This window comes from Corallococcus sp. CA049B (assembly GCF_003611685.1).
Lineage (GTDB): Bacteria > Myxococcota > Myxococcia > Myxococcales > Myxococcaceae > Corallococcus > Corallococcus coralloides.
In genome coordinates this window covers 26,691-53,530 of record NZ_RAWC01000040.1, presented here as the reverse complement: position 1 = coordinate 53,530, position 26,840 = coordinate 26,691, and the positions used below count along the sequence as shown (strand labels likewise).

19 protein-coding genes and 1 pseudogene are annotated in these 26,840 nt (G+C 68.2%); 12 read left to right on the top strand and 8 right to left on the bottom strand.

Features of this window, described 5'->3' with window-relative positions; all coding sequences use genetic code 11:
- The first annotated feature begins 461 nt into the window (after positions 1-461).
- From D7W82_RS12375 to D7W82_RS12365, 3 genes are all read left to right on the top strand, one after another.
- Positions 462-1,337, top strand: a complete 876-nt coding sequence (locus tag D7W82_RS12375) for a DUF2381 family protein (RefSeq protein WP_120618535.1) — start codon at positions 462-464, stop codon at positions 1,335-1,337.
- A complete protein-coding gene (locus D7W82_RS12370; RefSeq protein WP_120618534.1) occupies positions 1,334-3,142 on the top strand; it encodes a serine/threonine protein kinase in 1,809 nt (602 codons plus the stop codon). Before D7W82_RS12375 ends, D7W82_RS12370 begins: the two co-directional genes overlap by 4 nt.
- A gap of 160 nt (positions 3,143-3,302) precedes the next feature.
- Positions 3,303-4,457: a protein kinase gene (locus D7W82_RS12365; protein ID WP_120618533.1), complete on the top strand. Its 1,155-nt coding sequence runs from the start codon at positions 3,303-3,305 to the stop codon at positions 4,455-4,457.
- Between the two features lie 292 nt (positions 4,458-4,749).
- On the opposite strand, the gene D7W82_RS12360 is transcribed toward D7W82_RS12365, so the two are convergent.
- Entirely contained in the window at positions 4,750-5,223 is a 474-nt protein-coding gene (locus tag D7W82_RS12360; protein ID WP_120618532.1) for an SRPBCC domain-containing protein, read from the bottom strand.
- 10 nt (positions 5,224-5,233) lie between these two features.
- Positions 5,234-5,599: a helix-turn-helix transcriptional regulator gene (locus tag D7W82_RS12355; RefSeq protein ID WP_120618531.1), complete on the bottom strand. Its 366-nt coding sequence runs from the start codon at positions 5,597-5,599 to the stop codon at positions 5,234-5,236.
- 136 nt (positions 5,600-5,735) lie between these two features.
- Here D7W82_RS12355 and D7W82_RS12350 point away from each other — a divergent pair, with 136 nt between their 5' ends.
- Positions 5,736-6,215, top strand: a complete 480-nt coding sequence (locus D7W82_RS12350) for a transposase (RefSeq protein ID WP_120618530.1) — start codon at positions 5,736-5,738, stop codon at positions 6,213-6,215.
- 275 nt (positions 6,216-6,490) lie between these two features.
- Complete coding sequence (locus tag D7W82_RS12345; protein ID WP_120618529.1) at positions 6,491-8,761, top strand: kelch repeat-containing protein; 2,271 nt, start codon at positions 6,491-6,493, stop codon at positions 8,759-8,761.
- Here D7W82_RS12345 and D7W82_RS12340 read toward each other — a convergent pair.
- Together D7W82_RS12340 and D7W82_RS12335 are read right to left on the bottom strand one after the other, a co-directional pair.
- Positions 8,749-9,171 carry an SRPBCC domain-containing protein gene (locus tag D7W82_RS12340; protein ID WP_255417123.1) on the bottom strand — a complete coding sequence of 141 codons (423 nt, stop codon included), beginning with the start codon at positions 9,169-9,171 and terminating at the stop codon, positions 8,749-8,751. The genes D7W82_RS12345 and D7W82_RS12340 overlap by 13 nt on opposite strands.
- Positions 9,172-9,450: 279 nt before the next feature.
- On the bottom strand, positions 9,451-10,533 hold the full coding sequence (locus D7W82_RS12335; protein WP_199727733.1) for an alpha/beta fold hydrolase: 1,083 nt from the start codon (positions 10,531-10,533) through the stop codon (positions 9,451-9,453).
- Between the two features lie 212 nt (positions 10,534-10,745).
- Between D7W82_RS12335 and D7W82_RS12330 the strand changes: the two genes are divergently transcribed.
- Entirely contained in the window at positions 10,746-11,582 is an 837-nt protein-coding gene (locus tag D7W82_RS12330) for a DNA alkylation repair protein (protein WP_120618527.1), read from the top strand.
- Positions 11,583-11,754: 172 nt separating this feature from the next.
- Here the strand turns inward: D7W82_RS12330 and D7W82_RS12325 are convergent, their stop codons facing one another.
- Positions 11,755-14,043, bottom strand: a complete 2,289-nt coding sequence (locus D7W82_RS12325; RefSeq protein WP_120618537.1) for a kelch motif-containing protein — start codon at positions 14,041-14,043, stop codon at positions 11,755-11,757.
- Between the two features lie 541 nt (positions 14,044-14,584).
- Here D7W82_RS12325 and D7W82_RS12320 point away from each other — a divergent pair.
- Complete coding sequence (locus tag D7W82_RS12320; protein ID WP_158617642.1) at positions 14,585-16,555, top strand: C1 family peptidase; 1,971 nt, start codon at positions 14,585-14,587, stop codon at positions 16,553-16,555.
- On the opposite strand, the gene D7W82_RS12315 is transcribed toward D7W82_RS12320, so the two are convergent.
- Both D7W82_RS12315 and D7W82_RS12310 read right to left on the bottom strand, forming a co-directional pair.
- Positions 16,502-16,828: a protease inhibitor I42 family protein gene (locus D7W82_RS12315; protein WP_120618525.1), complete on the bottom strand. Its 327-nt coding sequence runs from the start codon at positions 16,826-16,828 to the stop codon at positions 16,502-16,504. The genes D7W82_RS12320 and D7W82_RS12315 overlap by 54 nt on opposite strands.
- Positions 16,829-16,928: 100 nt before the next feature.
- The gene (locus tag D7W82_RS12310) at positions 16,929-23,132 is read right to left on the bottom strand and encodes an Ig-like domain-containing protein (RefSeq protein ID WP_120618524.1); all 6,204 of its coding nucleotides are present in this window, start codon (positions 23,130-23,132) and stop codon (positions 16,929-16,931) included.
- A gap of 66 nt (positions 23,133-23,198) precedes the next feature.
- Here D7W82_RS12310 and D7W82_RS12305 point away from each other — a divergent pair.
- The 3 genes and pseudogenes from D7W82_RS12305 to D7W82_RS12295 all read left to right on the top strand — a co-directional run.
- Positions 23,199-23,448: pseudogene (locus tag D7W82_RS12305) on the top strand (protein kinase); the annotation flags it as partial.
- A 149-nt stretch (positions 23,449-23,597) separates the two neighbouring features.
- On the top strand, positions 23,598-23,990 hold the full coding sequence (locus D7W82_RS12300) for a hypothetical protein (RefSeq protein ID WP_120618536.1): 393 nt from the start codon (positions 23,598-23,600) through the stop codon (positions 23,988-23,990).
- 268 nt (positions 23,991-24,258) lie between these two features.
- Positions 24,259-24,552: a hypothetical protein gene (locus tag D7W82_RS12295; protein WP_120618523.1), complete on the top strand. Its 294-nt coding sequence runs from the start codon at positions 24,259-24,261 to the stop codon at positions 24,550-24,552.
- Between the two features lie 35 nt (positions 24,553-24,587).
- Here the strand turns inward: D7W82_RS12295 and D7W82_RS12290 are convergent, their stop codons facing one another.
- Entirely contained in the window at positions 24,588-25,517 is a 930-nt protein-coding gene (locus D7W82_RS12290) for a hypothetical protein (RefSeq protein WP_120618522.1), read from the bottom strand.
- Positions 25,518-25,713: 196 nt separating this feature from the next.
- Between D7W82_RS12290 and D7W82_RS12285 the strand changes: the two genes are divergently transcribed.
- Both D7W82_RS12285 and D7W82_RS12280 read left to right on the top strand, forming a co-directional pair.
- Positions 25,714-25,998: a hypothetical protein gene (locus D7W82_RS12285; protein ID WP_120618521.1), complete on the top strand. Its 285-nt coding sequence runs from the start codon at positions 25,714-25,716 to the stop codon at positions 25,996-25,998.
- Between the two features lie 14 nt (positions 25,999-26,012).
- The gene (locus tag D7W82_RS12280) at positions 26,013-26,837 is read left to right on the top strand and encodes a hypothetical protein (protein WP_120618520.1); all 825 of its coding nucleotides are present in this window, start codon (positions 26,013-26,015) and stop codon (positions 26,835-26,837) included.
- Positions 26,838-26,840: the final 3 nt, after the last annotated feature.

Sequence of the window (26,840 nt, the reverse complement as noted above, 5' to 3'; positions counted from 1 at the left end):
TCCTCAGGCTGAAGAGCGTCGTCTGCTGCTTGGGGCGTCCACGCATCGCTGCCTCCGATGCGCGGAGGACACCACGCCCCGGTGCGGGCTGTCGATCCCTCGGAGGGGTTTCTCAACAGCCTGCTAGCGCGGAGTTGGCGCAGCAGCATGGCACAGTATCCACGGACTAGGCATTTGAAGCAGGCGACGTCTTTGCGTTCGTCGCGGCCCCAAAGTCGGCGGAGCTGATTCCTCCAGACCATTGTGCGCTCCACGTCCCAGCGGGAGCGCCCAAACCGCTCTCTAGAAATCAACGCCGAGAGGCGCGAAGCGCGGAGAAATGCCGCGTCGCGGGAGCCCACATCGGTTCTGTTGAGGGCGTAGGCCCTGTCGCGGCTTGGTCTGCGGCCCGAACGTAGGAAAGAGCCCCACTGCGCGGGCGTCGGTGATGGTAGCGTGCCCATTCGGGAGGTCACGTATCCTTGCTCCAACCCCTCAGATTGGCCCTTCCTCTGGCGCTGACTCTCGCGTGGGGAGCTGCCGCGAAGGCTCAGCCAGCACCGGGGGCGCGCGTTGACCGTAAACGTCCCGTGACCATCGCCAGCACACCCGCCGAACCGCTTCCCGTTGTCCACGTCGCGGCGGACACGCCGACTGTGTTCCTCTTCTCTTCGCCGATTCAGCGGAAGACCCTCACCTACGATGAGTCTCGGATTCGCGTCCTGGATGCCGGCGAGCGGTCGATCATCGTTCAGCCAGTTGCCAATCTCGCTGAGGGCGAGCGTCAGGAGATCGGGGTCTTCTTCACTGACGTCCGAGCGCCGACACGGGCAGCGTTCGTGCTCGTGACCGACCCGGCCGAAGTGGACTCTCGGATCGACGTGCAACGCCCTGAGCCGCCGAGCACGGCCTGCCAGCCCACGGCTCAAGCCCCGGCGCCGAGGCCGGAAGACTTCGTGCTACTCGGCTACGTGGACGCGAAGGGCGTCACGACGTCCAGCAGCAAAGGCACGCTCGATGCTGTGCAGGGGTTGATTTTGGACTCAATTGTAGCCTTTCGGGGCCCAGGTTGGATTCTGGCGGACGTGAAGATTGTGAACCGCCCTGACCACCCCGCTTGGACACCACGAGAAGCGATGTTCGTGGGGCGAGTCGGCATGCCCCTGCGGGCGCGACTCGTAGCCAAGAAGCCGGGAGCAATCCCTCCGGGGGAGGACGGGCGCGTTCTGGCGGTCATGGAAGTGCCAGAGACGAAAGCAGACCTCGTCCTCACCCTGGAGCTGCATGGGGATGGGGGGCGCCGGCTCACGATTCCAGACGTGCGCTTCCCGAAGCCCGCCGCGGAGGATGCCCAATGAGCGCGACGCTGCTTCACGTTCCGCCCGGTACGTTGATTGACGGGTGGCAGGTTTCCAAGCCACTCGGTGACGGAGGCTTTGCGTTCGTCTTCCTTGGCGAAAAGAACGGCAGGCACCGGGCCATCAAGGTGGCCCAGCACCGGGAGTCCAGCGGCGACCCCAAGCAGACCCATGCCCGGACGCTGCGGGAGTTGACGGCGCTGCTCATGCTGGACCACCCCCACATCGTCCGGCCGCAGGGGTACGGCCTGGCGGAGAGTGGAAACCTGTACCTCGCACTCGACTACGTGGACGGCTGGACGCTCGCGGAGTGGGCGGAGCGCAAGCACCCGACCGTTCGCGAAATCCTCGGGGTCTTCGAGAAGATCGCCGGGGCGCTGGCATACATGCATCGCCGGGGCATCCTGCATCGGGACCTGAAGCTGTCCAACGTGCTCATCCGTAAGAGCGACGGTGAGCCCGTCATCATCGATTTCAGTTGCGCGACCTACACCTTCGCCGAAGACCTGACGGATGGGGGGTTGCCTCCAGGGACAGACCGCTATCGCGCACCCGAGCAGTTCAAGTTCCTGCGCGAGCACAAGGACGAGCACCGGGCCCGCTACGCCTTCCAGGTCGCCGACGAAATCTTCGCGGTCGGCGTCATGCTCCATGAGCTGCTGACCGACCCACGCCCGACGCAGTTTCGTCCGCGCTTCGACTTGAACAGCCCTGCCCTCCCACCGCCGCCCCCTCGATTGGCGAATGCGCGGGTGCCAGCGGCCCTGAGCGACCTCGTCGAGATCATCCTGGCCCGAGACCCCAAGGGGCGTCCGGTCGATACCGAGGCGCTGCGCCGCGAGCTGGCGGATCTCCGTGACGAGCGCTCCGCTGAGTATGATGTGCCGGCCCATCCACCCGCTGAACAGCGTTACGGAGGGCCAACACCTGGGGCACTGGCGATGCCTCCCACGCCGCAATCCCTCAAGCGGCATGTGGCCATGATGGAGCGACCGCTTCGCGCGGGAAGGTGGCTCGCAGGCGTCGTTTGTATCGTCGCGCTCGTCATGGCTGCGGCCCTCTGGCGCTCGTCAGGGAGCGCCACCGGCGGGCCTGCCGGGCCGTACGACGCCGCAGCCCCGCGCCCTCCTCCTACCACCACCCATTCCGCACCGCCCAAAACACACCCTCCTGCTATGACACCTGCTGGCCCTTCGTCCGTGACAGTCCCGGGGCCAGCCGTCACCGCAGCCCCGAAGGAAGGATCCGCCTTGAAGAACCCAGCACCCGAAGCCTCGCCCCCAGGACGTGCGCTCCGCCTGCCGAAGAAGTCCGTTGCTGCCGTCGAGTGCGCGTCGCTGTCGCTTGTCGCGGCGCTGGCGGTGGGTTGTCCGGGTGCCCAGATCCGGCCCGAGGCCTTCACCTGCCCGGCTGGGGCTGAAGAGGCCATGCGGGAGCAACTTCACTGGAAGGAAGGGGACAGATTCTCCCTTCAACTCGATGACCGCCAAGCGGGTTTTGACAATGTATGGTTCACCGCTGGCGCGGAGGTGGTGGGGGTGGTCCCCAAAGGCGTCAACGATGACCGGCAGCGTGCAATCGCCCCTGTTGGGACACGCTTCTATGGCAAGGCCTACTACCTCTCCGACAAGCTGGGGCGTGCGGATGGGCCGGCACTCGTCATCCGGTACGACCGCGTGAAGCTCCCAGGGCAAGACGAGCAACCCATTTGCTTCGTGCATGAGGGGACTGCCGTGGCGTTCAAGGACGGCAGGGTTAAGGCGGTCAATCGGGGCTCAGGGACAGTGGTGGATCGCTGGCCCTGAGCAGTCCTGGGGCGACGTGGTGGGTAGGTGCTTGATTTCGCCCCCTCCTCCTCAAACTCGACATGACCTCCCAGGGTCGTTCCATGACGGCCCATCCCACAGGTAACGTCGTCCACGACGCGTCGGCCTTCGGATGCCTGCGCGAAGAGGAGGAAAGAGCATGTCGGAAAGGGAGTTCAGGCTTCCACGCGGGGCGATTCTCTTCACGCGGGATGGCTTCCAGTACGAGTTCCGCGAAGACCTGGGAGAGGTCCACCACGGTTTGAGTCTCCTGCTGGCCCGGCGCCGCACCTCCGAGGGCAACATCCGGGGCAAGGTGCTGCTCAAAGCGGTGGGCGTTCCGAAGTTGATGGAGCTGCCTCGCATCAAGCGGGCGCGGGCGAAGCTGGAAGAGCAGGTGCGCCTCGCGACGTACCTCGACCATCCGGGCATCCTCGGTGTCCATGGGCTGCACAAGGCGGAGGGGTGCTGGTACGTCATCACCGAGCATCCGTCGGGGCACAGCATCAACACCCTGTTGACGCTCTCGGGGGAGTGCGGTCGCCGGTTCTCTCCCCTCTTCGCCCTCCATGTCGGGGCGCGCGTCGCCGAGGCCCTGGAGCATGCCCACGAGGCGAAGGACGAAAGGGGGCGCTCCCTCAATATCGTCCACCGGGCGCTCGACGTTGAGCACATCTTCGTCGATTGGAACGGTGACGTGCAGGTCTCCGACTTCGGACTCGCCCTATCGGACCTGCCGGGCCGCGTTTCATCCACGGTGCGCCAGCCGCAGGGCGATGCGTTCTATTCCTCCCCGGAAATGCTCCTGACGGGCCGCGTGGATGCGCGCTCGGACCTCTTCGCGCTTGGCAATGTCCTGCTCGAACTCGCGACGGGGAAGAACCTCCTGGATGCCCCGGATGCCTTGACCGAAGAGGTGAAGGGCACGCTCTCAGTCAGGCAGCGCGTGCGGGTCCGACGTGCCGTCAGGCGGGCTCGGCTCGCAGGCAGCCCTGTTGGCGTGGAGGACGCGATCTGGCGCGCGGCGACCTACTCGCAAGCGGACCTGGAGGCGTTGACGGAGTCGCTTCCGCAGGGGTTGGGCCTGGCGCTGCGCAAGCTCCTCCAGCCCCGCCCGGAAGCCCGCTACCAGACGGCGCGGGAACTGGCGGCGGACCTGCGCCGCTGGCTCGGAGAGGGAGATGCCTACGGCCGGAAGGAAGCGGTGGCTGAACTGCACGAGATGGCCAAGCGATCCCGCGAGGTGATGGTCGAGCTGGGCATGCGGCGCCCCCGTGGCCTCCAGGTGTCCCAGGACGAGATCAGCACGAACTAGCCACGGCTGCCTGCGAGGGGGCAGTTCCAGCCCCGCCATGTTGCACGTATGTCGCATGAAACTGCGGCATGGGGTGGAACATGGCGGGACAACAGGTCATGCGGCGGGATAGCGAATCCTGGTCGCTCCGAGCGGTTGCGAAGTAAGGGCGCGATCCTGCTGGGAGTTTCGCACCGCCCGGTGCGGGTTCGAATCCCGCCGTCTCCATCCCGCCCAGCCCCTGGTTCACCTAGCTTCCTCTCTCGTCGTCGAGGAGTGAAGCGCCAGGCGGCCGACCGCGGGAGCGAGGACTTCAGGCCCGTCCTTCGCTCGCGCCCAGGGTGACGAGGAGCGCGTCCAGTTGCTCGAACGTCTCGACCAGCGCATCCGCCGCCCCGCCGGCAGCGTCGAGCGCTTCCTTCGAGGAGTAGAGCTCGCTCACGACCAGCAGCGTCTTGTCCCCTTCTTCCTCGAAGGTCACCGTGGTGACGGACGCGTTGTCACCCCCTTCCTCATTGGTCCAGACGAGGCGCGAGTGCGGTGTCACTTCGGTGTACGTCCCGAAGAACGCCATCCCCTGGCCGAACACCAGACGGTACTTGCCCCCGGTGCGCACATCCATCTCGCAGGAAACCAGGGTCATTCCCATCGACTTCGGCACCCACCACTTCTTGAACAGCTCAGGCTTTGTCCACGCCTCGAACACGATGCGTGCCGGAGCATTGAAGGTTCGCGTGACGACGGTCTCACGCTCGGACTTCCGTTCCACGATCGTGCGGTTCTTCATGGGTGTGGGCTCACTCTCTCTTCTTGCGTCCATGGGCCTGCTCCTTGCGTTTCAATTCCTCGACAACCTTGTCCAACTCGTCGAAGCGTGCGTCCCAGAGCTGGCGGTACCTCTCGAGCCATGCCCTCTCTTCCTCCAGCCGGCGCGGGCCGATCTTGCAGGTCCGCACGCGCCCGACCTTCTCCGTGATCACGAGCCCGGCCCGCTCCAGGACACCGACGTGCTTCTTCATGCCCGTGAGGGTCATGTTGAACTTCTCGGCGAGGTCCGTGATCGAAGCCTCCGCACGCCCGAGCTGCTCCAGAACACCGCGTCGGGTGGCGTCGGAGAGCGCGGCGAACGAAGCATCGAGGCCGGCATCTGCATACTGAACCATATGGTTCAGTGTCTAGCGCGCGGAGAGATGGCACGCAAGGGCAATTCGAGCGCCTCAACACCCCGCGGCGTGGGGTGGCCCTCGCGCCGGGGCCACCCTCGCCCCTGCAGTGGCCAGGCCCTCGCGGCTTCTGTGAGTGAGGCGCGCCTACGTCCAGACGCAGCCTGCCGTGCATCAGGTGCACGCCCTCAAACGGCAGGTCTGCTGGGCGCACCTGGTGCGCGAATTCGAAGGCTTCGTCGAGCGTGGAGGGGAGGTGAAGCGGCTGGGAGAACGACTGCTGGCGGAAGTCTTCGTCCTCTTCGAATGGTGGCATCTGGCCCGCGATGAGCTCCTGAAGCGCGCCACCTTCCAGCGCAAGATGCGTCCTCTCATGCGCGAGGTGGAGCGACTCCTGGCGGAGGCCGCGCAGCTGTGCCCGAAGCCGGTGGCCGGCATCTGGCGCAAGGCGAGCTTTGGCACCCAGAGCGAGGACGGTAGCCGCTTCGTCGAGCGCATCCTCACGGCCGTGATGAGCCTCAGGAAGCAGGAGCGCAACGTGCTCGACGCTCTCACTGCGTCCCTTGAAGCCCATCTCCACGGCACTCCCGCACCATCGCTGCTGCCCGGAACCTGAATCCATCTCACGCTCGCGGTCGCCAAGCCCCCTGAACGCCTACCTCCAATCCAGGCCGCGGGACGAGGGCCAGCGGAGCATCCGCTTCGTCCCGCAGAGGACGACGGGCCACCTCTCCGGGTCATGGCCAGTGCAGGCCTCCCACCTGGATATTGCGCGTCCAATCGTTCGTGGGATGCGCGCTCGTCGGTGGTGCCCGCGTGGCATCGGTCGAACCCCCATCCGCCTTCGATGGTTTCGCGAGCATCACGTTCGCGGCGGGGGGAGGACGCTTCATGAACCGGGGATTCATTCCATGGATGTTGGGGCTCACGGTGGCGCTGCTGGCGGGCTGCGGCGTCTCCTCCAGCGACACGGGGACGGCGCGCTTCGCCGTGTCCGTGCCTCAATCCCTCTCATCCAACATCGCCCGCGTCGCGGTCGCCTCGGGGGGACCGGACATCCGTACGGTGTGGGTGGACCTGGCCCCCACCGATGGCGTGTGGGGCGGAACCATCGGCAACATCCCCGCGGGCACCGGCCGAGCCTTCGCGGCGCGGGCGTTCGACGCCTCGGGCACGCTGCTCTTCGCGGGCTCCGCCGACGGCGTCACCATCGCCGCGGGCCAGACGGCCTTCGTCGCCATCACCCTGCAGCAGCTCGACCCGCCGCCGCCGTTCGAGAATGAAGCGCCGATCATCGACTCCCTGGTGGCTTCCACGCCATTTCCACCCCCTTTCCCGGTAGGAGGCACCCTCTTCCTGAGGGCCTCCGCGCATGATCCGAACCCGGGGGACACGCTGACCTACGCGTGGAGCGCCACCGCGGGCTCGTTCTCCTCCATCTCCGAGAGCTTCGCCGTATGGACGGCGCCCGACTCCCCTGGAATCCAAACCATCACGCTGACGGTGACGGACTCACGCGGCCTGTCCTCCAGCGCCCAGCTGGCCGTCAACGTCCAGCCAGAAGAAGGCGAGGCCGAGCTATCCATCTCCTTCAACAGCTCACCCCAGGTGTCCTCCATCACGGCGACGGCAACGCGGCTGGCCGTGGGACAGCCGACCACCGTCTCCGCGCAGGCCTCGGACCCGGATGGCGACAGCCTCTCCTACGCATGGAGCGCCTCGTGCGCGGGCACCTGGGTGGATGCGTCCTCCAGCACCGCCCGCTTCACACCCTCGCTCCTGCCCGCCGGGGCCTGCAACAACTGCCGCCTGACCGTCTCCGTGGCCGACGGGCACGGGGGGCGGAACTCGGGCACGGTCGCCCTGTGTGTCAGCGACACGCCCCCTTCCAATCACCTCGAGCCCGTCGTCCTGCGCTCCTATCGCTCGTCGGACACCGCCCAGCCGGGAGACGTGCTCACCTACGAGGTGGCCACCAGCGACCCGGAGGGCTCCGCGATCACCTTCTCCTGGGAGGCCACCGCCGGCACGCCCGGCACGCCGACCGGGGACGCCACGCACAGCCGCATCACCTGGACGGCGCCCTCGTGCATCCAGGTCGCGGCCCCGGCCATCGCCGTCACCCTGACGAATGCCTTTGGACTCACGGCCACGCGGACCTTCACGGTGGCGGGATTGCCGGCCTGCTCCATTCCGGGGACGTGGAACCTGACGGCTCCCAGGGCCTACAACTCGTTTCGCCTGTCCAACACGGCGACGTTGCTGCCCGACGGCCAGGTGCTCGTCGCGGGGGGCCGCGAGGAGCAGGGACACACCTGCCAATACTCGGCGGAACTGTACGACCCGGCCGCGAACCTCTGGCGCGCGACAGGCTCCATGCTGGCCTGCCGCTATGGGCACACGGCGACGCTGCTGCCCAACGGCAAGGTGCTCGTCGCGGGAGGCAGGGGCCAGGTCGTCAATACCGAGACGGCGGAGCTGTACGATCCGGCCTCGGGCACCTGGAGTGCGACGGGCTCCATGACGAAACCCCGCGCCGGCCAGACCGCGACGCTCCTGCTCGATGGCAAGGTGCTCGTCCAGAGCGGAATGACGGCGGAGCTCTATGACCCGGCTTCGGGGACCTGGAGCGCGACCGGCTCACTGGCCGAGGTTCGCTTCGTGAACTCCGCGACGTTGCTGACCAACGGCAAGGTGCTCGTCGCTGGGGGGCGCAACGACCTGGGCGAAAATCTCACCACGGCGGAGCTGTACGACCCGGCCACGGGCACCTGGAGTCTCACGGGCTCCCCGGTCGCGCCGGCCGGCGAATGGGCGGCGCGGCTGCCCGACGGCAAGGTGCTCGTCGTGGAGGGGCTGGCGGCGCAGCTCTACGACCCGTCCTCGGGGACCTGGAGCCTCACGGGCTCACCGGCGGAGCCCCTCGGCGGCCCGATGACGCTGCTGCTCACTGGCAAGGTGCTCGTCACGGGGAGCAGTCAGGGCGGCACCCTGACCATCGCGGAGTTGTACGACCCGGTCTCAGGGACCTGGAGCCCGACCGGCTCGATGATCGAGCCCCGCTCCCCGGAGGAATACACGGCGACGCTGCTTCTTGACGGAAGGGTCCTCGCCGTGGGCGGGAGCTACTCCTCCTACTCATCGGAGCTCTACACCCCCTGAGCCCGACATCTTCCATTCGACGGGGAGATTGCGCCGAGACGAGCCCGCCAGAGTGAGGGGGCGCAAACGGATCGGCGCGCAGGTGATCCGGGTTGCTGGAACGTCTCGACCAGCGCATCCGCCGCTCCGCCGGCAGCGTCGAGCGCTTCCTTCGAGGGGTAGAGTTCGCTCACGACCAGCAGCGTCTTGCCCTCCTTTTCCTCGTCCGTCACCGTGGTGACGGACGCATCATCGCCCCCTTCCTCATTGGTCCAGACGAGGCGCGAGTGCGGTGTCACTTCGGTGTACCTACCGAAGAACGCCATCCCTTCGCCGAACACCAGACGGTACGTGCCCCGGGTACGAACATCCATCTCGCAGGAAGCCAGGGTCATTCCCATCGACTTTGGCACCCACCACTTCTTGAACAGCTAGGGCTTTGTCCACGCCTCGAACACGATGCGTGCCGGAGCATTGAAGGTTCGCGTGACGACGGTCTCACGCTCGGACTTCCTTTCCACGGTCGTGCGGTTCTTCATGGGTGTGGGCTCACTCTCTTTTTGCGTCCATCGACCTGCTCCTTCCGATTCAATCCCCCGTGCCGCGAGGACTCATTCATCGGGGACACACGACTCGTGAGAGGCATTGAAGATTCCAGCGGCGGGGCTTCGAGGGATGCCCCGCTCGTCCGACGGTAGGGCGAGCCGACGTCAGCGCGGGGCGTCCGCCAGGGGCAGCACGTCCCGCACCAGGTGCAGGAGCACGCGCCCGGGTTCCTCCAGCATCATCATGTGGGCGGAGTGCTCGAACCAGACGATGCGCTTGTCGGGGGCCTCCACCCGGGTGAGCCAGTCCGCCGCCACCTGGGAGGGCGTGGTGGTGTCGTGTCGGCCCGCGAAGACGATGATGGGACAGCCGAAGCGCGTCACCTGGGAGAAGTCGAACCGCGCCAGGTCCGGCAGCAGCAGCGGCAACGAGAGCTGGGAGCCCAGGCTGATGGCCTCCACGTCCTCCGGCGTGTAGTCGGGGGAGAGTTCGGCCAGGTTCAGGAAGTGGAGGACGTCGTCGCGGCCATGCACCAGGCCGCCGAACGTGTTGGACCACCTGCGCTCGGTGATGACCTTCGCGACGGGGAGCGTCCCGTCCGGCTCCGGGTAGGGCGCGAGGGCCTTCAGCTCCTTCAGGGCCGTCGCGTCGTGGGCGGCCTCCGCGGCGGCCAGCGTGAGGGCGTAGCCCGTGCGCTCGTTCTCCTGGCCGCTGACGACCTGGCCCATCCCCACGTAGGCGAACAGCAGCTCCGGGTGGCGTCGGGCGAGCCCCAGCCCCACGAGGCTCCCCCACGAGTGCCCCACGACGAAGACCTTGTCCTTCCCGTAGCGCTGGCGCAGGAACTGGACGACCTCCACTGCGTCCTCGGTGATGCGCTCCAGCGACAGCGTGGGCGCGAGGGTCGCCGGATCATTGGCGGTGTACGACTTGCCGCTGCCGCGCTGGTCCCACTGCACCACGGTGAAGAAGTCCTCCCAGCCGCCCTGGAAGGCCCAGCTCGTCGGGAGCTCCGGCGACGCCGGCCCGCCGTGGATCATCAGGAGGACCGGATTCTTCCGGTCGCGGCCCCGCACGGAGAGCCACTGCTTCGTCCCGCCCACCGGGATTTCCAGCAACTCCTCCACGCCGTCACGCGTGGCGATCCTCCGCGCGTCCGCGATGATCGCCCGCGCGTCCACCGGGCGGGGGGCCGCGCAGGCGGTGAACAGGGCCAGCCCACAGGCGGCGAGGCCTCGGAAGAACACGGCGATCCTGGGGCGTGGGGATGGAACAGGCGACATGGGGGCGGTCCTCCGGGAGACGTGTCTGGGCCCATACGATGCAACGTCCGGAGCGGGAACCGATTGCCCGGGCCCCTCCGCTGCGCGGTGATGAGGTCGGTGTACTCGCTTCCGAGGGGCTCGCTCGTTGTGCCACCCTTCCGGTCGCTCTCAATCCCCCCACCGAAGGGCTCCCCATGCCGAAAACGATGACGCTGTCCCAGGTGATGAAGCTGCTCGAGAGCCAAGGTGATGAGCGGGTGCGTCAGCGCTACGTACGCGACGGGGTTGTCGACAATGTCTTCGGCGTCCTGCTCGGCAAGCTTCGCAGCCTGGCGGCGACGCTGGGAACGAACCACGGGCTCGGACTGGAGCTGTGGGAGACCGGCAATCACGATGCGCGCATCCTGGCGTGCATGCTGCTCGAGCCCGCGGCGCTCACCGAGAAGGAGGCACGCGGGCTCCTCGAGCCACTCTCGAACCCGCCCCTGGTCGACGAGCTCGTCGGTCGCGTGCTCGTGCATACGCCCGTCGCCCCGAAGCTTCAGGCAAGGTGGATGGACGGCAGCAAGGAACTTCCTCGCCGCGCCGGATGGAAGCTTCTTGCAGGGCGCATCGCGCGAGGGCTCGAGAAGGAGCTCGACGCAGGCGCGACGCTCAAGCGCATCGAGCGTGAGCTCCCGGAAGCGCCGTACCGGGTGAAGGAGGGCATCAACTTCTGCCTGGTCTGGATGGGCCTCCACCTGCCCGCGTACACGTCGGAGGCCATCGCCGTCGGCGAACGCCTCGGTCGCTGGGACCCGCGACCGATTCCAAAGGGTTGCACGTCAAGCTACGCACCCGAGTGGATCGCCGCGGCGCTCGCGCTGCGGAAGGGTGAGAAGACTGACGCCCGAAAGGCGATGGAGGCAGCAGCAGAGTCGAAGGCGACGCGAGGAGAAGGGAAGCCGACGGCCGCGAAGAAGGGGAAGGCTGCTTCGGCCAGGAAGAAGAGCGCCGCGAAGAAGCCATCCGTCGGAACGCGCGCGCGCTGACGTCGGCGGGCGCAGTGGGCAGGCCCAGGTGCTTCAGAATCGCGCGTCCCCCTCATGCTTCCTGTGAGGACGTCCGAGAAAAGCCCCACGTCCTTGAACCCCCACCGCACGCACCCAATGCGGAAAGGACAGCGTCCACTGCCGGTAGGACAGATGGGGCTCGGTTCCCAGCTCAGGGCGTGTACAACTCCGCCGTCGTGGTCCCGCGAATCCCCACCCCCGCGGCGAGCACCTTGCCGTTGGGCAGCAGCGTCGCCGTGTGCCACGCTCGATCAGAGGCCATGGTGGCCGTCGGACTCCAAGTGCCGGCGACCGGGTCGTAAAGCTCCGCCGTCGCCAGCTCGATGCTGCTGTTACTGCCTCCCGCGATGAGCACCTTGCCGTCGGGCAGGAGTGTCGCGGTGTGAGCAAGGCGGCGTTGGGTCATGACGCCCGCCGAGCTCCACGTCCCCGAGGCCGGGTCATACACCTCCGCGGTCATGAGGGCGTCGTCGCTGACTCCGCCGGTGACGAGCACCCTGCCGTCGGGCATTCGTGTCGCCAGATGGTAGGCGCGAGGTTCGCTCATGGTGCCTGTCGTGATCCAGGTGCCCGAGGATGGGTCATAGAGTTCCGCTGTCGCAGGATCGCCCGTCCCGGTGCGCCCTCCCGTGACGAGCACCTTGCCGTCGAGCAGGAGCGTCGCCGTGTGCCACGCGCGAGCAGAGGCCATGGCGCCCGTCATGCTCCAGGTGCCCGAGGACGGGTCGTAGAGCTCCGCCGTCGCGAGTTGACCAATTCCGCTGGTTCCCCCGACGACGAGCACCTTGCCGTCGAGCAGCCGTGTCGCCGTGTGCATGTAGCGAGGTGCAGCCATGTCACCGGTCATGCTCCAGATACCGGTCGCCGGGTCGTACACCTCCGCGCTCGCAAGAAAGTTGCCGCCAGCTCCCCCCGCGACGAGCACCCTGCCGTCAGGCAGCAGTGTCGCCGTGTGACTTTCACGAGCGGAGTTCAGGGAGCCTGTCGCGGACCAGGTGCCGGTCGCCGGGTCGTACAACTCCGCGGTCTCGAGCAGGTTGGGCCCCATTCCTCCCGAGGCGAGCACCCTGCCGTTGGGCAGGAGCGTCGCCGTGTGGAACTTACGACCCCTGACCATGGGGCCCGTCGTCGTCCAACCCGTGAAGGAACACGCCGGAAGCCCCATCACCTCGAAGCTTCGCGTGGCAGTGAGGCCGAAGACATTCGTGATGGTGACGGTCACGACAGGGGGCGTGCCGGCGATAGCGCAAGACGGGGCCGTCCAGGTGATGCGGCTGTGCGTGGAGTCGCCGGTCGGCGTGCCCAACGCCCCGGCAGTGGTCTCCCAGGAGAAGGTGAGCGCAGAGCCCTGCGGGTCGCTGGCGGCCACCTCGTAGGTGAGCACATCGCTGGGATTGGCGGTGTCCGAGGAACGGTAGGAGCGGAGGATGACGGGCGAGAGGTGCTGGACGGGGGGCGTGTTGCTGACACACAGGGCGACGGTGCCCGTGTTGTGCCCTCCGCGCCCGTCGGACACGGAGATGCTCAGCCGGCAGTTGTTGCAGGCCTCGGCCGGCGCGAGTGAGGGCGTGAATCGAGCGATGCTGGAGCTTGCGTTGCTCCAGGTGCCTGCGCACGAAGCACTCCAGGAGTAGGCGAGGCTGTCCCCGTCTGAATCCGAAGCCGTGACGGACACCGACGTCGGCTGCCCGACGACGAGCTGCGTGGGCGAGGCCACGAGCAAGGTCACTTCAGGGGTCCTGTTGAAGGAGATGGACAGCTCAGCCTCACCCTCCCCCTCGGGCAGGACGTTGACGACCAGCAGGGCGCTGGAGGCCAGTCCCCGTGAGTCCGTCACCGTGAGTGTCAGCGTTTGAATCCCGGCGGAGGCCGGCGCCGTCCACGAGGTGAAGCGCTCGGAGGTCGAGGAGAAGGTGCCCGCGGTGGCGCTCCACGCGTAGCCGAGCGTGTCACCCGGGTTCGGGTCATGGGCGGAGGCGGAGAGGGAGACGGTGCCACCGGCCGCAACGGCGCTCGGGTTCGCCGCCACGAAGTCGATGATGGGCGCTTCGTTGTCGAAAGGGGGCGGCGGGTTGATTTGCTGGAGGGTGATGGCGACGAGGGTCGTCTGGTTGGCGAGGATGGAGACGCCGTCGGCGGAGCCCGAGAAGAGCAAGGCGCCGGAGGCGTCATAGGCGCGCGCGGCGAAGGCCCGGCCGGTGCCGGCGGGGATGTTGCCGATGGTGCCGCCCCACACCCCATTCGTGGGCGCCAGGTCCACCCAGACGGTGCGGATGTCCGGCCCGCCCGAGGCGACCGCGACGCGGGCGATGGTGGATGAGAGGGATTGTGGCACGGATACGGCGAACCGCGCCGTCCCCGTGTCCCCGGGCGTGGCGCCACAGCCCGCGAACAGCGCCGCCGCGAGCGCCAGCACCAGCTGAATGCCTGCTCTTTTCATGAACGTCCCCCTCTTGCCGCGAGTGTGAACCTCGCGAAGCAGTCGCAGCGGATGAGAGGACTTCGAGCAGGGCGCGAGAACACCCCACCGGTGAGTGCCCATCCTGCTGGCGATGAAGACGAACATCCAGGATGGCAGGCATCACCGTCCATGACCCGGGCAGGCGGCTCGCCGTCATCTACTGGACGACGGTGAGCATGCAGCAGCGCGGCAGGAACAGTGGCGGCTTGAGCTTCAACACACCGCGCTCTGGGGCGGCCCTCGCGCAGGGGCCAGGTGCGCACTCGCCGTGGGCAACCCCAGGTGCTCCACCCGAGGGTATGGGTCTGGTAGGTGGAAACGGGGCTGGCCGCGGAGGCTCCGCAAGCGAATGCCAGGGCGGCCAGGAGGAGCCATTTGGGAGAGTGCATGCCTTATCGCACTCCCAATGCGGCAGGCAGCGCCCCCCTCCACGTCACGGTGCAGGGGGCCTCCCACGGGGGCTTGTCCCGGCCCGAGCCTCCCCCCACTTCAAGTGGGAACCACACGAGGGGAACCCACCATGACCGACGTGAAGAGCATCAACGACGCCATCCAGCGTGAAGGAGCGCACTGGCGCGCGGCCCCCAACCCGCTCACCTCGCTCCCGCTGTCCCAGCTCAAGCTGAAGCTGGGCGCCCTTCCCGGCCCCAACCAGCCTGGCTTCGAGGATGCCGAGCGCATCGCCAGGAACCGCTACGCCGCCTGGCGCGCCTCCATGGGCGAGCGTGGGGAGACCCCGGGCGTCCCCATCGCGGTGGACTGGCGCGACCACCAGGGCCGCGACTACACGTCGCCCGTGAAGGACCAGAGCTTCTGCGGCTCGTGCGTGGCCTTCGGCACGCTGGCGGCGCTGGAGGGCACCCTGCGAATCCAGCGGGATGACCCCTACCTGCCCATCCTCGGCTCGGAGGCGCACCTCTTCTACGTCTACGCGCAGCAGGAGGGCTACGGCTGCGACACGGGCTGGTTCGTCGACAGCGCGGCCGGACACCTGAAGGACGGCGTCACCGACGCGTCGCTCTACCCCTACACCCCGGGAGACCAGCCGGCCCAGCTTCCGGAGAACTGGAAGCAGGGCTACACCCTCGCCAATTCGAAGATGACGCTGGACCTCGACCAGATGAAGGCGTGGCTCGCCCACGAAGGGCAGCTCATCACCTGCTTCAACGTCTACGACGACTTCTTCGGCTACTCGGGCGGCGTCTACTCCCCCACCAGCAGCGCGCAGCCCGTGGGTGGACACTGCGTCTGTGTCGTGGGCTACAGCGACACGGAGCGGTGCTGGATCTGCAAGAACAGCTGGGGCCCGTGGTGGGGGGACAAGGGCTTCTTCAAGATTGCCTACGGCGTGTGCGGCATCGACTACAGCATGTGGCTGCCCACGGACATCACCCGCCCCCATGAGCAGGCGGCCACGCTCACCAGCCGCGTGAAGCTGGCCAGCGCGAGCCACGACGACGGCCGCGTGCGGCTGTGGGCGGTGAACGAGCGCTACGTCTGGAGCTGCGCCAAGTCCACACCGGCCTCCGACGCGCCGTGGACGCAGTGGTCGACCTACTGGTCTCAGCCCGCCTCCACGCTGCCGGGCATCCAGGCGGCTCAGGTCGCCGCCGCGAAGCTGCCCGACGGGCACGTGGAGCTCTTCGCGCTCGCCGCCGACGGGACGATCTGGGGCCTGGTGGAGAGCACGAGCGGGGGCGACACGCCGCAGTGGAATACGTGGCAGCCGCCCATCCCCGCGCCCTCCGGCGTGAAGCCCGTGGAGATCGCCGTGGGCGCCATCGCTGGCGGGCGGCTGCAGCACTGGTGCATCGGCACGGATGGGAAGATGTACAGCCGCTTCCAGCGTGACGAGCCCTCGCTGCCCTGGAGTGACTGGAACGAGTTCCAGCCCATCCACGACGTGAAGGTGGCCCATCTGACGACGGTGCCCCTGGCCAACGGCGCGCTCCAGCTCTTCGCCACCGATACGAACGGCAAGCTGCACGCCTGCCGCAAGCAGAGCCCCCAGCCCGGGGCGAAGTGGACGTCGTGGCACGACTTCTCCGGCGTGAAGGACCGGAAGCTGGTGCAGCTCGCCGCGGCCCGCCTGTCCGACGGGCGCCCGCAGCTCTTCGTCATCACCCACAAGGGCGAGCTGTACGCCTGCGTGCAGAAGGGCACGGCTCCGGACTCGGACTGGAGCGCGTGGACGTCCTTCTCCCAGCCCACCGCCAACATCGAGGGCGTGGCCGTGGGCGTGCTCTCCGACCGGCGGCTGCAGCTCTGGCTGACGAGCCCCGCGGGCGGAGGCCTCTACACACTGTGGACGTGCTGGAAGCAGGGCACGCCGGCGAACGCCCCCTGGACGGGCTGGTCGAAGATGGCCTTCCCGGTGAGCGCCGCCGCCGCCGCGCGAGAGGAGGCCGTGCGGCCGGAGGAGGCCGGGGTGCCGCCCTCAGCGAACGTGGAGGAGCGCATCGAAGCGCCGGATGACGGACGCATCGCCTAGCCACTCGCGCCACAGCTTGAGCCTTAGGTGGGTGGTGCCGGGAGCCTTCGCCTGGAAGCTCAGCGTGGCCTTCCCGGTGCCGCCCACCGCCGCGGCCGGCTGCGTGCGTGTCCCCACGGGAGACAGCACCGACTCGTCGAGCGCCTCCACCTTCCACCGGTAGCCGGTGGGGCCCGGGTCCGGCAGCTCGAGCGCCACCGACTGCCCCACCGAGAGGTCCAGGGTGCGCCCCGAGTCTGCTTCCTGCATGTGGACGTCCGTCGTCTGGCTCATGCAGGGACGTTAGGCACGCGCGGGGCGGGAGCGGAGCCGGCAGGAGCGCGTGCTGGACGCCCTCCTGCCGGGGCCTGCGCGCGGTTGCGTCCACACACCGCTATTGCACCGTCACGGAGATCGCCGCGGACGTGGTGACATTGCCCGCCACGTCGGTGGCCCTGGCCGTCAGCGTGTGTTTGCCCTTGGCCGCGCTCAGGAGGTTCCAGCTCACGCTGTAGGGCGCGCTGGTGTCTGTGCCGAGCACGGTGCCGCCATCGTAGAACACCACCTGGGTCACACCGGCGTTGTCGCTCGCGCTGGCCTGGAGGGTGGTGCTCAGGAACAGGGACAACAGCGTCGCCCCATTCGCCGGAGAGGTGATGGCCACGGCCGGAGCGGCGTTGTCCACGGTGACGTTGCGCGAATCAACCTTGACGTTCCCGGCGGCATCATAGGCCCTGGCTTGGAGCGTATGACTGCCATTGGCCATCCCCACCGTGTCCCAATTCACGGAGTACGGCGCGGTGGTGGCGGTGCCGATCAACACCGAGCCGTCATGGAACTCGACCCTCGTGACGGCCCGGTTGTCGCTGGCGCTGGCCGTCACCTGCACGCTCCCCCGAACGGAGGTAGCCGCCGGAGCGGTGAATGACACCGTGGGGAGGGTGTTGTCGACGATCACCGGGACCGCCACGGAGGTCCCCGTGAGGCCAGCACCGTCGTAGGCTTTGGCCGTGAGCGTATGGGTGCCCGCAGCCGCGCTCGCGGTATTCCAGCTCACGCTGTAGGGCGCCGTGGTGGTCGTCCCCAGCAGCGTCGCTCCGTCATAGAACTCGACCTTCACGACGGCCCGGTTGTCGCTGGCGGTGGCTGTCACCTGCACGGTCCCCTGGATATAGCCCGCGGCCGGAGCGGTGAGCACCACCGTCGGGGGCGTCACGTCCAGCTCCGGCGGGCCGACCGCGAACATCAGGTCGTCATGATCATCATAGGGGCCGGTGCTGCAGGCCGAGGCGGTGCTGCCGCCAGACAGGTAGCTGGCGCGAACCGCCTGCACGCTTCCCGTGGGCAACACGTACTCCGTCGAGAGGACCTGCGGGCCACTCGCGCTCGCCCGGAGCGTGATCATGTACGTCCACACGGGGGCGGCGGCGTCGCTCGCGTAGTAGAGGGCGAGCGCATCGGAGTAGCTGTTGTCGACCATGGCCCCGACCTCGATCCGGACGCGCCTGCCTTCCACCAGGGAAGCCCCATTCACGCCGGAGACCGCGATCCAGCCGACCCGCCCGGACGGGGACGAGCCCCCTGCCCCATCGGCACAGCCATCGAGCGTGTTGGGCGGGTGGAGTTCCGGGAACTGGGAGACAACACCGCGGCCCTGCAGGAGCGACTCGGAATCACAGACACTGGACACCTGGGCGCACGCGGGGACCTTGCGCGTGGCGTCGTACACGGCGGTACCCGGCTGGACCACGCTCACCGTGACCGGGGCGCTGGTGGTGAGGTTGTTCGCCGCGTCATAGGCCTTCACGGTGAGGGTATGGCTGCCATTGCTCACCGAGTGGCTGTCCCAGGTCATGGTGAAGGGCGGCGAGGAGCTGGACACGGCGTAGCTGCCATCGACGTAGAGGTCGACCCCGCGCACGCCATGATCGTCGCTCGCGCTCACCTGGATGGAGATGCGTCCCGCCAGGCTCGTCCCCTGCGAGGGCGAGGTGATGGACACCGTCGGAGGCGTTGAGTCGTTGTCCACGATGAAGGAGCGCGTGGCCGATACGCCCACGTTGCCGGCGCCGTCGTAGGCCTTGGCGCTCAGCGTGTGGGCGCCGTTGGCGACACTCCGGCTGTCCCAGACACGGGTGTAGGGTGAGCTGCCTCCACCCGCCCCCAGCAACTGTCCATCGAGGAAGTATTCCACCCTGGAGATGACATCATCATCGGCGGCGTTCGCCGCGAAGAAGGCATAGGAGCTGACGGTGGCGCCCTCAACCGGTGAGTTCACCGAGACCGTGGGCGCGGTGACGTCGCGGGCCACCGTCACCGCCACCACGGGCGAGGTCCCCACGTTGCCATAGGCGTCATAGGCCTTGACCGTCAGCGTGTGGCTGCCATTGGCCACCGCGCTCGGATTCCAGGAGACCGCATAGGGCGAGGAGGAGTCCGTCCCCATCAACGCACCGTCCACGTAGAGCTCGACCCGGACGATCTGCGTGTCATCGGTGGCGGTGGCCTGGACCTGCACGGTCGAGCGGACCGTGGCACCCGCCGAGGGCGAGGTGATGGTCACCGTGGGCGGAGTGTTGTCACGCACGACGGTCACGTTCACCGGCGCGGACACCTCCACGTTGCCCGAGGCGTCGTACGCGCGGGTGGTCAGGGAGTACGGGCCGGTGGGCTCGACGAGGGTGTTCCAACTGAAGGCGTAGGGAGACGTGGAATCGGTGCCGAGCAGGCGCGTGCCCGCGTAGAGCTCGACCCGCGCCACCTTGCTCGGATTGCCGGCCGTGGCGGAGACCGTCACCGTTCCCACCAGGGTCGCCCCGTCCGAGGGGCTGGTGATCGCTGTGAGGATGGAAGCGTGGTCGTTGTTCACCGTCACCACCACGGGGCTCGAGGGGCCCGCGTTCCCCGCGGCGTCCCGGGCCACCGCCGTCAGCGAGCGGCTGCCATTGGGCGTGTTCCAGCTGTTCCAGCTCACGCTGTACGGCGGCGTGTCATCGGTGCCCAGCAGGGTCGTCCCCTCGTAGAAGTCCACGCGCGCCACGTCGTAGTCATCACTCGCGCTGGCCGTGGCCGTGGCCATCCCAGTCAGGACCGTGTCCCCGGCCGGAGAGGTGAGCTGCGCGGAGGGCGGCGTGGTGTCCGGCTCGTCCGCGAGCGTGAAGACCAGGTCATCGTGGTCAACGTCATTGCCGGAGCTGACGCTGCACGGGGATTGGGTGTGCGTGCTGAACCAGTAGCTCGCGCGCACGGCCTGCACGCTTCCGGAGGGCAGCCGGTACTCCGTGGAGAGGGTCTGCGAGCCATAATTGCCCTGCCCGAGCGTGGTCAGGTACGTCCATGAGGGGTGGGCCGCGTCACTCGTGTAGTAGAGATCCACCCCCTCACGGTTCGGGCTGAGGGCATTGACGGTGACATCGATCCGGACCCGCTTCCCGGCCGCCAGGTTCGTCCCATCCGGCCGGTACACACGGATCCGTTCGATGGCGGTCGAGGTGCCCGGATAGAAGGTCGCGGTGCCGTCGGCGCATCCATCCAGCGTGTTGGGCGTGTGGGCCTCGGAGGGAGAGCCCCTGTTCGCGAGCAGCGTGACCGAGTCGCAGTAGGACGACGGCGTGGTGCAGACCGGGACCTTCAGGGTCGCGTCGTACGCCGCGGCGCCCGGGTTGCTCACCGTCACGGTGACGGAGGCGCTCGTCGAGCCATTGCCCGCGGCATCCATGGCCGTGGCCATCAGCGTGTGGCTGCCATTGGCCTGGAACGTCGAGTCCCACGTCAGCGCATAGGGAGCCGAGAGACGGGTGCCGAGCAGCTTGCCATCGACAAAGTAGGTCACCTTCCCCATCTGCCGATCGTCATTCACGGAGACCTGGAGGGAGACCGTGCCGCTCACATTCGCGCCGGAGGCCGGCGAGACGAGGGCCACCGTCGGGGGTGTGTTGTCGTTGTCCAGGACGACGTTCAGCGGCCCCGCCATGGAGGCGTTGCCCGCGGTGTCATAGGCCTTCACATAGAGCGCCCAGGAGCCGTTCGTGAAATAGCGGGCGCTCCAGGTCACATCGTAGGGCGCCGTCGAGCTACCGCCGATGAGGCGATAGTTGGAGGGCGGGAGCAGATAGTAATACTCGACACGCACGTTCCCGCCCCGGTCATCACTGGCATTGGCGGTCAGGTGGACATCCCCGCTCACGGCCGCGCCCTCCGCGGGAGCGAGGAAGGACACCTGCGGCGGGACGAGGTCGTTGTTGACGATGACGTCCACAGGGTCCGACGGGGTGTCGAGGCCCGCCGCATCGTAGGCGCGCGCCGTGAGGCGATGGACGCCGTTGGGCAGTCCCTTCGTGTTCCACGTCAGGGAGAAGGGAGGACGGGTGGCGGTGTCGACGAGGGTCGCGCCGTCGTACAGCTCGACGCGCGCCACGCCGAAGTTGTCGCTCGCCGCCACCCCGACGGTGACGGTGTTCTCCACCGCCGCGCCCGCCGTGGGCGAGGTGATGGCCACCGTGGGCGCGGAGGGGTCCGGCTCCTGTCCCACCGCGAAGGCCAGATCATCGTGGTCGGAGCGGGAGTCCGGGTTGCACGCCTGGGCACTTCCTCCGGTGCGGTACACCCCGCGAATGGCCTGCAGGCCGCCTGGAGGGAGGAGGAATTGGGTCGAGAGGATCCGGTCCCGATAGCCGCCGGGAGAGAGGGTCGTGAGGTAGGTCCAGACGGGGTTGCTCGCGTCGACCGCGGTGTAGAGGTCCAGGGATTCCTGCCCGTACTGGTGGCTGGCCCGGACCGTCGCCTGGATCGTCACCCGCTTGCCCTCCGCGAGCGCATCCCCCGCGTCCCGGAAGACGGCGAGCCGCTGCAGCGCGGGGCTGGGGAGGTCCGGCCGGTCCGTTCCATCCGCGCAGCTCCCCGTCAGGGTATTCGGGGCATGCGGCTCGGGGCCGAGCGCTCCCCTCCCCTCGAGCAGCCACACCGAGTCACACCGGCTGCTCACGCTCGCACAGGCGGGCACCTGCCACTGCGTATCGAAGGCCGCGTTGCCCGCGTTCTGCACCGCCACGTCCACGGGCGCGCTCTGCGTCCAGCCGCAGCCGTCGTCGTACGCCCTGGCGGTGAGCGTGGTGGGGCCGCTGCTGGCGGTGGTGGTGTCCCAGGCCCACGTGTAGGGAGGCGAGGTGACCGTGCCCAGCAGGTGCGTGCCCGCGTAGAACTCGACCTTCGTGACACCCACGTCATCCGTGGCGTTGGCCGTGAGCGTCACCGTGCCGCTCAGCGCCGCTCCGACCGCCGGTGCGGTCAGGGCCACCTGCGGGGACCCGGTCGCCTCCAGCACCGGGCACGGGGTGTACAGCAGCCGGTTCGGCGCGCCCTCGGTGCCGGAGATCTTGTCCGGCGTCACGCGGCTGATGAGCCTGTTCGCGACCTCCTCGGGCGTGGCGGTGGGGTTGGCTTCCAGGTAGAGCGCGACCGCGCCCGTCACATGGGCGGCGGCCATGGAGCTGCCGCTGGTCAGCAGGGTGTCGCTGTAATGACCATAGGTGCCCGTTGCACCCGGCCAGGCCGAGGTGATCCCCGAACCCGGCGCGAAGAGGTCCACGCAGCTGCCGTAATTGGCATACGAGAACCGTTGGTCCGTGTCGGTGGTCGCGCTGACGGTGATCGCCGCCGGAAGCCTCCCGGGAGAACGGGAGCACGCATCCGCGCCGAAGTTGAAGGGGCCGCCCTCGGTGTCACCCGCGGCCACGACGTAGGGGATGCCCGCGTTGATGGAGCGGGTGATCGCATCCTCCAGGGCTTGCGTGTCGGAATAGGCCGTCAGGCTCATGTTGGCCACCGCCGGCTTGATGTGATTGGCCGTCACCCACTCGATGCCCAGGATGGCATCGGACACGTAACCCGCGCCGTCGCAGCCGAGCACGCGCACCGCGTGGAGCTTCACCCCCTTGGCGACGCCGTAGGTCTTGCCGCCAATGCTTCCCGCCACGTGGGTGCCGTGGCCATTGCAGTCCGGGTTGCCCTGGTTCCAGCTGTAGCTGGCGACGTCGTATTCGAAGCGGGCGCGCCCCTCGAACTCGGTGTGGGGCGTCCAGATGCCCGTGTCGAGCACGTAGACATGCACCCCGCTGCCCGTCCGGCTGTAGGAGTAGCCCTGGTCCAGCGGCAGGTCGTGCTGATCCATCCGATCCAGGTTCCACGGAGGAGACGGCTGCGTGCTGGCGGCCCTGATCATTCCGTCCTCTTCGACGTAGCGCACGCGCGGGTCCAGGCTCAGCCGCCGTGCGTCGGCCTCGGTCATCGTCGCGACGAACCCCGGGAGGGCGTGCGAATACACGTGCCCGACCTTCGCCCCGTGGAGCGATGCCACTTCAGAGGCCACGCGCTGCGTCGGCGCCTGGAGCGCGGCCAGCGGGGCTTTGTCCTCGAGGACGACGATGTATCGCCCGGGGAAGGCCTTCTCGGTCTTCAGCAGCCGGGTGCCGGCGACGAACGCCTTGCCGCCCGGGCTCGCGCGCACCGGGGAGTCGGCCTCCGCCGTGCCGGAAGAGGTCTTCGAGCCGCAAGCCAGTAGCGTGAGGCTGGCGGCCACCAGCAATGGAAAAATCCGCATACTCTAGATTGAGCGACGGACGTCAAATGGATCGCGCTCCAGGTGCAAGGTGAGGGCTGGAGCGGAGGGCCCATGACGCTGCGCCGCGCGGTGAACCTGCTGGAGCAGGCCACGCTGGGGCTGGCGCACGAAGAGGGTTGCGTCCACCGCGACCTGAACCGACCTCTACTCGATGGCGGGCGTGCTCTACTTCTGCATCACGGGCAGCTCGCCCTACGGCGCGCAAGGCGCTGAGGCGTCACTGACGCAGCCCGTGCCTCCGGTGAACAGCAAGCGCCAGGGCGCGCCGGTGCCGCCGGAGCTGGATGCCTTCTTCACCAATTCATCAATCCGGTGAATCCGTGCTGACCTCCGTGCCCATTGCGAGGGCATGGGCGTCAGGCGCGGCCAACGATTGGGGGCTAGACCTGGAGCGCGGAAATGGTTGGGATTGAGGTCCACCCGAAGGACCTCCAGGGGTTTTCCATGAAGCTCTCTCTCGCTGCGATGGTGATGTGGGTCGGCCTTTCCCTCGTCGGGTGCGGAGGCCCGGCCCTTGACGACGCGATGGCCTCCGAGGCCGAAGCGCGGACGGTGTCCCAGTTCGGCACCTGTACGGCGACCTGCGCAGGGGGGACCTCTGTCTCCTGTACGGGGACCACCTGCACGTCGACGGACAACCAGGGCGTGACGTGCGACGGCGTCTCGACCGCGTGCCCGTCATCGTGCGGCGGCCTGCCGTCATGCAGCCTGTATGTGAACCAGCGGTGCACGACCCCGAACGCAACGAAGGCCTGCTGCAACGCCACGAGCCACACGCCGGACTCCCTGCTGTGCTCGGGCTCGGCGACCACGGGCTACCGCTGGCTCAATTACTAGCCGGGCTGCATCCGGGCACGGGCCCTCACGCGGAGAGGCAATTGCAACCACCGTCAGCGTAAATATCCATCCATGGCGTGGAGCGCTACAACCAGGCAGGCCCCTGTGACGTGAATCGATACATCTCCGTTCGCCACGTCCGGCCCGTGCCCGACTCACACTCTGGAATCCCTGGGAACGTTGGACTCCGCGATGATTGGCATGAAGCCTGCTTTGCTTCGTGCCTGCGTCATCACGACGTAAGACCAACCTCAACTCAGGAAGACAAATGCACATGCGGATCATCGTGGGACTTCTGGCCGGCGGACTGATGCTCGGTTGTGGCGGCGTCGAGTCGGATGCAACGACAGGCGACGAGCGCACGGTCCAGGCCCAGGGCGCCATGGCCGACGAGTTTGAAGTGAAGGCCGACGTGGAGTCAGGCGTGTCCTGCAACCCAGAGCAGCGGAAGCTCGCGGAGGAACACATGGTCAAGAATCACAGCAGCTTCGCGAAGATGGGCAGCTGTGAACTCGTGGCCATCAACTACCAGCTCTACATCCGCTACACCTATTACTACTGAAGCCTGTCGTTTCGCGATGCATGGGCCTGGCCTGCTCACCCCGCGGGCCGGGCCCGCCATGCGCTGATGGGTGCGGAGCGCGCCAGCGTGCGCGCGAAGGGCAGACCGTGCGCATGCAGCCACTGGCGTGTGGCGTCCCGCAGCCCGGCCTGATCGAGCAACTCTCCCACGGTGTGCCGTGACAGGTCCTCCAGGACGGCGTGGAGCTCGGCCTTCAACCCCTCGCGCACCTCGGGACGCGCGAGGTTGTGGCCAATCACCTGGGGCGTCAGCGAGTCGAGCTGCTCGTGGGGGACCCGGTTCAGCGCCTGCGCGGCGTCCGCCTCCGTCTTCTCCAGGGTGGACAGGAAGACCTTCTGGCGCTGTGCCCCCAGGGACCGGGCGGTCTCCTCGCTGGCGAGCCGCTCGGCGATCCGCCGCTGCACCAGGGCCATGGAGCCGTCGATGACCTCGCGCACGCGGTCCTGCAGGCTGCCGCCCAGGCCTCCCAGGATTCCCTTGCCCGCCGAGGCCGCCGCTCGCGCGCCCCAGCTCAGCGCATCCCGCAGCCCGCCGCCACCCGCCCCGGGAGCACCCGCGATGACCTTGCTCACCAGGGACGACAGGGTCTCCTGGAGCGTGGTGCGCACCGTCTCCCGCACCTGCTCGGACGCCACCATCTCGTCGATGGCCTTGCGAGGCAGGTGCACCGGCTGCCCCAGGAGCGCCGTCAGGGACGCGGTGGCGTCGGGGGGCAGCCACGCGCCGAGCTTGACGCGGCTCTTCGCCGCGCGCGCGAGCAGGCGCGTGCGCATGGGGGCCACCAACCGTGCGTGCCAGTCCATCACCCGCGCGGGCGTCAGCGCGAGGTCGACCGCGGCGAGGACCCGGTCGGGGTCCACCCAGTCCGAGACGCGGGAGGCACAGAGCGCGTCGAAGGTCAGGTCCAGCAGTTCCAGGAGCGCGTCGTCGTCGAGTTCGGACATCGGAGCGTTCCTACTACGGACCGGGGCCGGGGTGTCGCGTTGCTCAGCCGGAGCTGCTCTTCAACTGAAGTGCCCCGCCTGGTGCGCGAGCCATGGATGAGCCCCCCGCCTCCCATGGGCGGGGGCATGACAGGTCCAGACCGTCTGGGATAGGGTGCCGGGGCGAGCTGTCGGGCCGGCGAACCGCGAGGAAGCCATGAGCGATTTCCCCCCGAAGCCTGTTGTGCCATCCCCTCCCCTGCCGCTGGAGTCCGCCTCGCCGGAGCGCCGCCGGGGCCGGGTGCTGCTGGCCGCCACCGCCGCGAGCGCGGCCTTCACGATGGTCGCGTGCGATCCATTCATGACGACCAATCCCGCGCCGTGCGTCTACGACGGTGGCCTTGTTGACGATGACTGCAACCCGTCCAATGGCACGAACGATTCCATCCGGGACGCGGGCACCGACGCGGGGACGGACGCAGGCCTTCCCCAGGATCCCTGAAGGAGGCGTCCGGCATGGGCACCGAGGCGCTCTTTGAACTGGACCTGACGGACGGCCCGGCGCTGACGCTGCATGAGCGGGCGTATGGCCACGTGGCGGAGCTCTATCCATGGGATGCGCTGGAGCCGTCGCGCTACCCCGCGGCGCTGCTGGAGCGGGCGCGGTACTCGTGGACGCTGCGGGCGCTCAACGAGTTCGGCAGCGCGACAGTGATGGGACAGCTGGTCCAGGTGATGGGTGAAGCGCGCGTGCCCCTGGACCTGTGGAGCCTGGCGGCGCGCTTCCCCTCGGAGGAGATCCACCACGTGGAGCTCTGCGCGCGGATGGCGATGCGGCTGGGGGGCGGCACCCGGCTGTCCTATTCTCCCGGGGCATTCGCCGTGGCGTTCGACCCGTCGCTCTCCTACCTCCAGCGCGCCAGCGAGCTCATCGTGCGGGTGTGCTGCGTGGGAGAGACGCTCTCCTTCGCGCTCCTGTCCGGCTGCCTCCGAGCGACGTCTCACCCGCTGACGCGTGCGGTGCTCACGACGCTGGTCCAGGAGGAGGCCCTGCACGGACGGCTGGGCTTCCTGTACCTGGACTGGATTGCCCCGGACCTGGACGCCGCGGAGAAGGACCGGCTGGGGCGCGTGGCGCGCGAGGCCCTGGATGCGCAGGCCCCACTCTGGGAGAAGCTTCGCAGCACCACGAAGGACGGCGTCACCAGCGAGGGCTTCCTGCTGGAGCACGTGACGGAGCTGGGCTGGATGGAGTCCCGGGACTACGTCACGGTGAGCCAGGAGACGGCGGAGACGCAGGTGCGCGCGCCGCTTTCGCGCCACGGCATCCGCGTCCCCTGAGGC

Coding starts and splice junctions, on each gene's coding strand:
- D7W82_RS12370 (WP_120618534.1), top strand. CDS start 1,334: ATGAGCGCGACGCTGCTTCACGTTCCGCCCGGTACGTTGATTGACGGG.
- D7W82_RS12365 (WP_120618533.1), top strand. CDS start 3,303: ATGTCGGAAAGGGAGTTCAGGCTTCCACGCGGGGCGATTCTCTTCACG.
- D7W82_RS12360 (WP_120618532.1), bottom strand. CDS start 5,223: ATGAAGAACCGCACGATCGTGGAACGGAAGTCCGAGCGTGAGACCGTC.
- D7W82_RS12355 (WP_120618531.1), bottom strand. CDS start 5,599: ATGGTTCAGTATGCAGATGCCGGCCTCGATGCTTCGTTCGCCGCGCTC.
- D7W82_RS12345 (WP_120618529.1), top strand. CDS start 6,491: ATGAACCGGGGATTCATTCCATGGATGTTGGGGCTCACGGTGGCGCTG.
- D7W82_RS12330 (WP_120618527.1), top strand. CDS start 10,746: ATGCCGAAAACGATGACGCTGTCCCAGGTGATGAAGCTGCTCGAGAGC.
- D7W82_RS12325 (WP_120618537.1), bottom strand. CDS start 14,043: ATGAAAAGAGCAGGCATTCAGCTGGTGCTGGCGCTCGCGGCGGCGCTG.
- D7W82_RS12320 (WP_158617642.1), top strand. CDS start 14,585: ATGACCGACGTGAAGAGCATCAACGACGCCATCCAGCGTGAAGGAGCG.
- D7W82_RS12315 (WP_120618525.1), bottom strand. CDS start 16,828: ATGAGCCAGACGACGGACGTCCACATGCAGGAAGCAGACTCGGGGCGC.
- D7W82_RS12310 (WP_120618524.1), bottom strand. CDS start 23,132: ATGCGGATTTTTCCATTGCTGGTGGCCGCCAGCCTCACGCTACTGGCT.
- D7W82_RS12300 (WP_120618536.1), top strand. CDS start 23,598: ATGAAGCTCTCTCTCGCTGCGATGGTGATGTGGGTCGGCCTTTCCCTC.
- D7W82_RS12295 (WP_120618523.1), top strand. CDS start 24,259: ATGCACATGCGGATCATCGTGGGACTTCTGGCCGGCGGACTGATGCTC.
- D7W82_RS12290 (WP_120618522.1), bottom strand. CDS start 25,517: ATGTCCGAACTCGACGACGACGCGCTCCTGGAACTGCTGGACCTGACC.
- D7W82_RS12285 (WP_120618521.1), top strand. CDS start 25,714: ATGAGCGATTTCCCCCCGAAGCCTGTTGTGCCATCCCCTCCCCTGCCG.
- D7W82_RS12280 (WP_120618520.1), top strand. CDS start 26,013: ATGGGCACCGAGGCGCTCTTTGAACTGGACCTGACGGACGGCCCGGCG.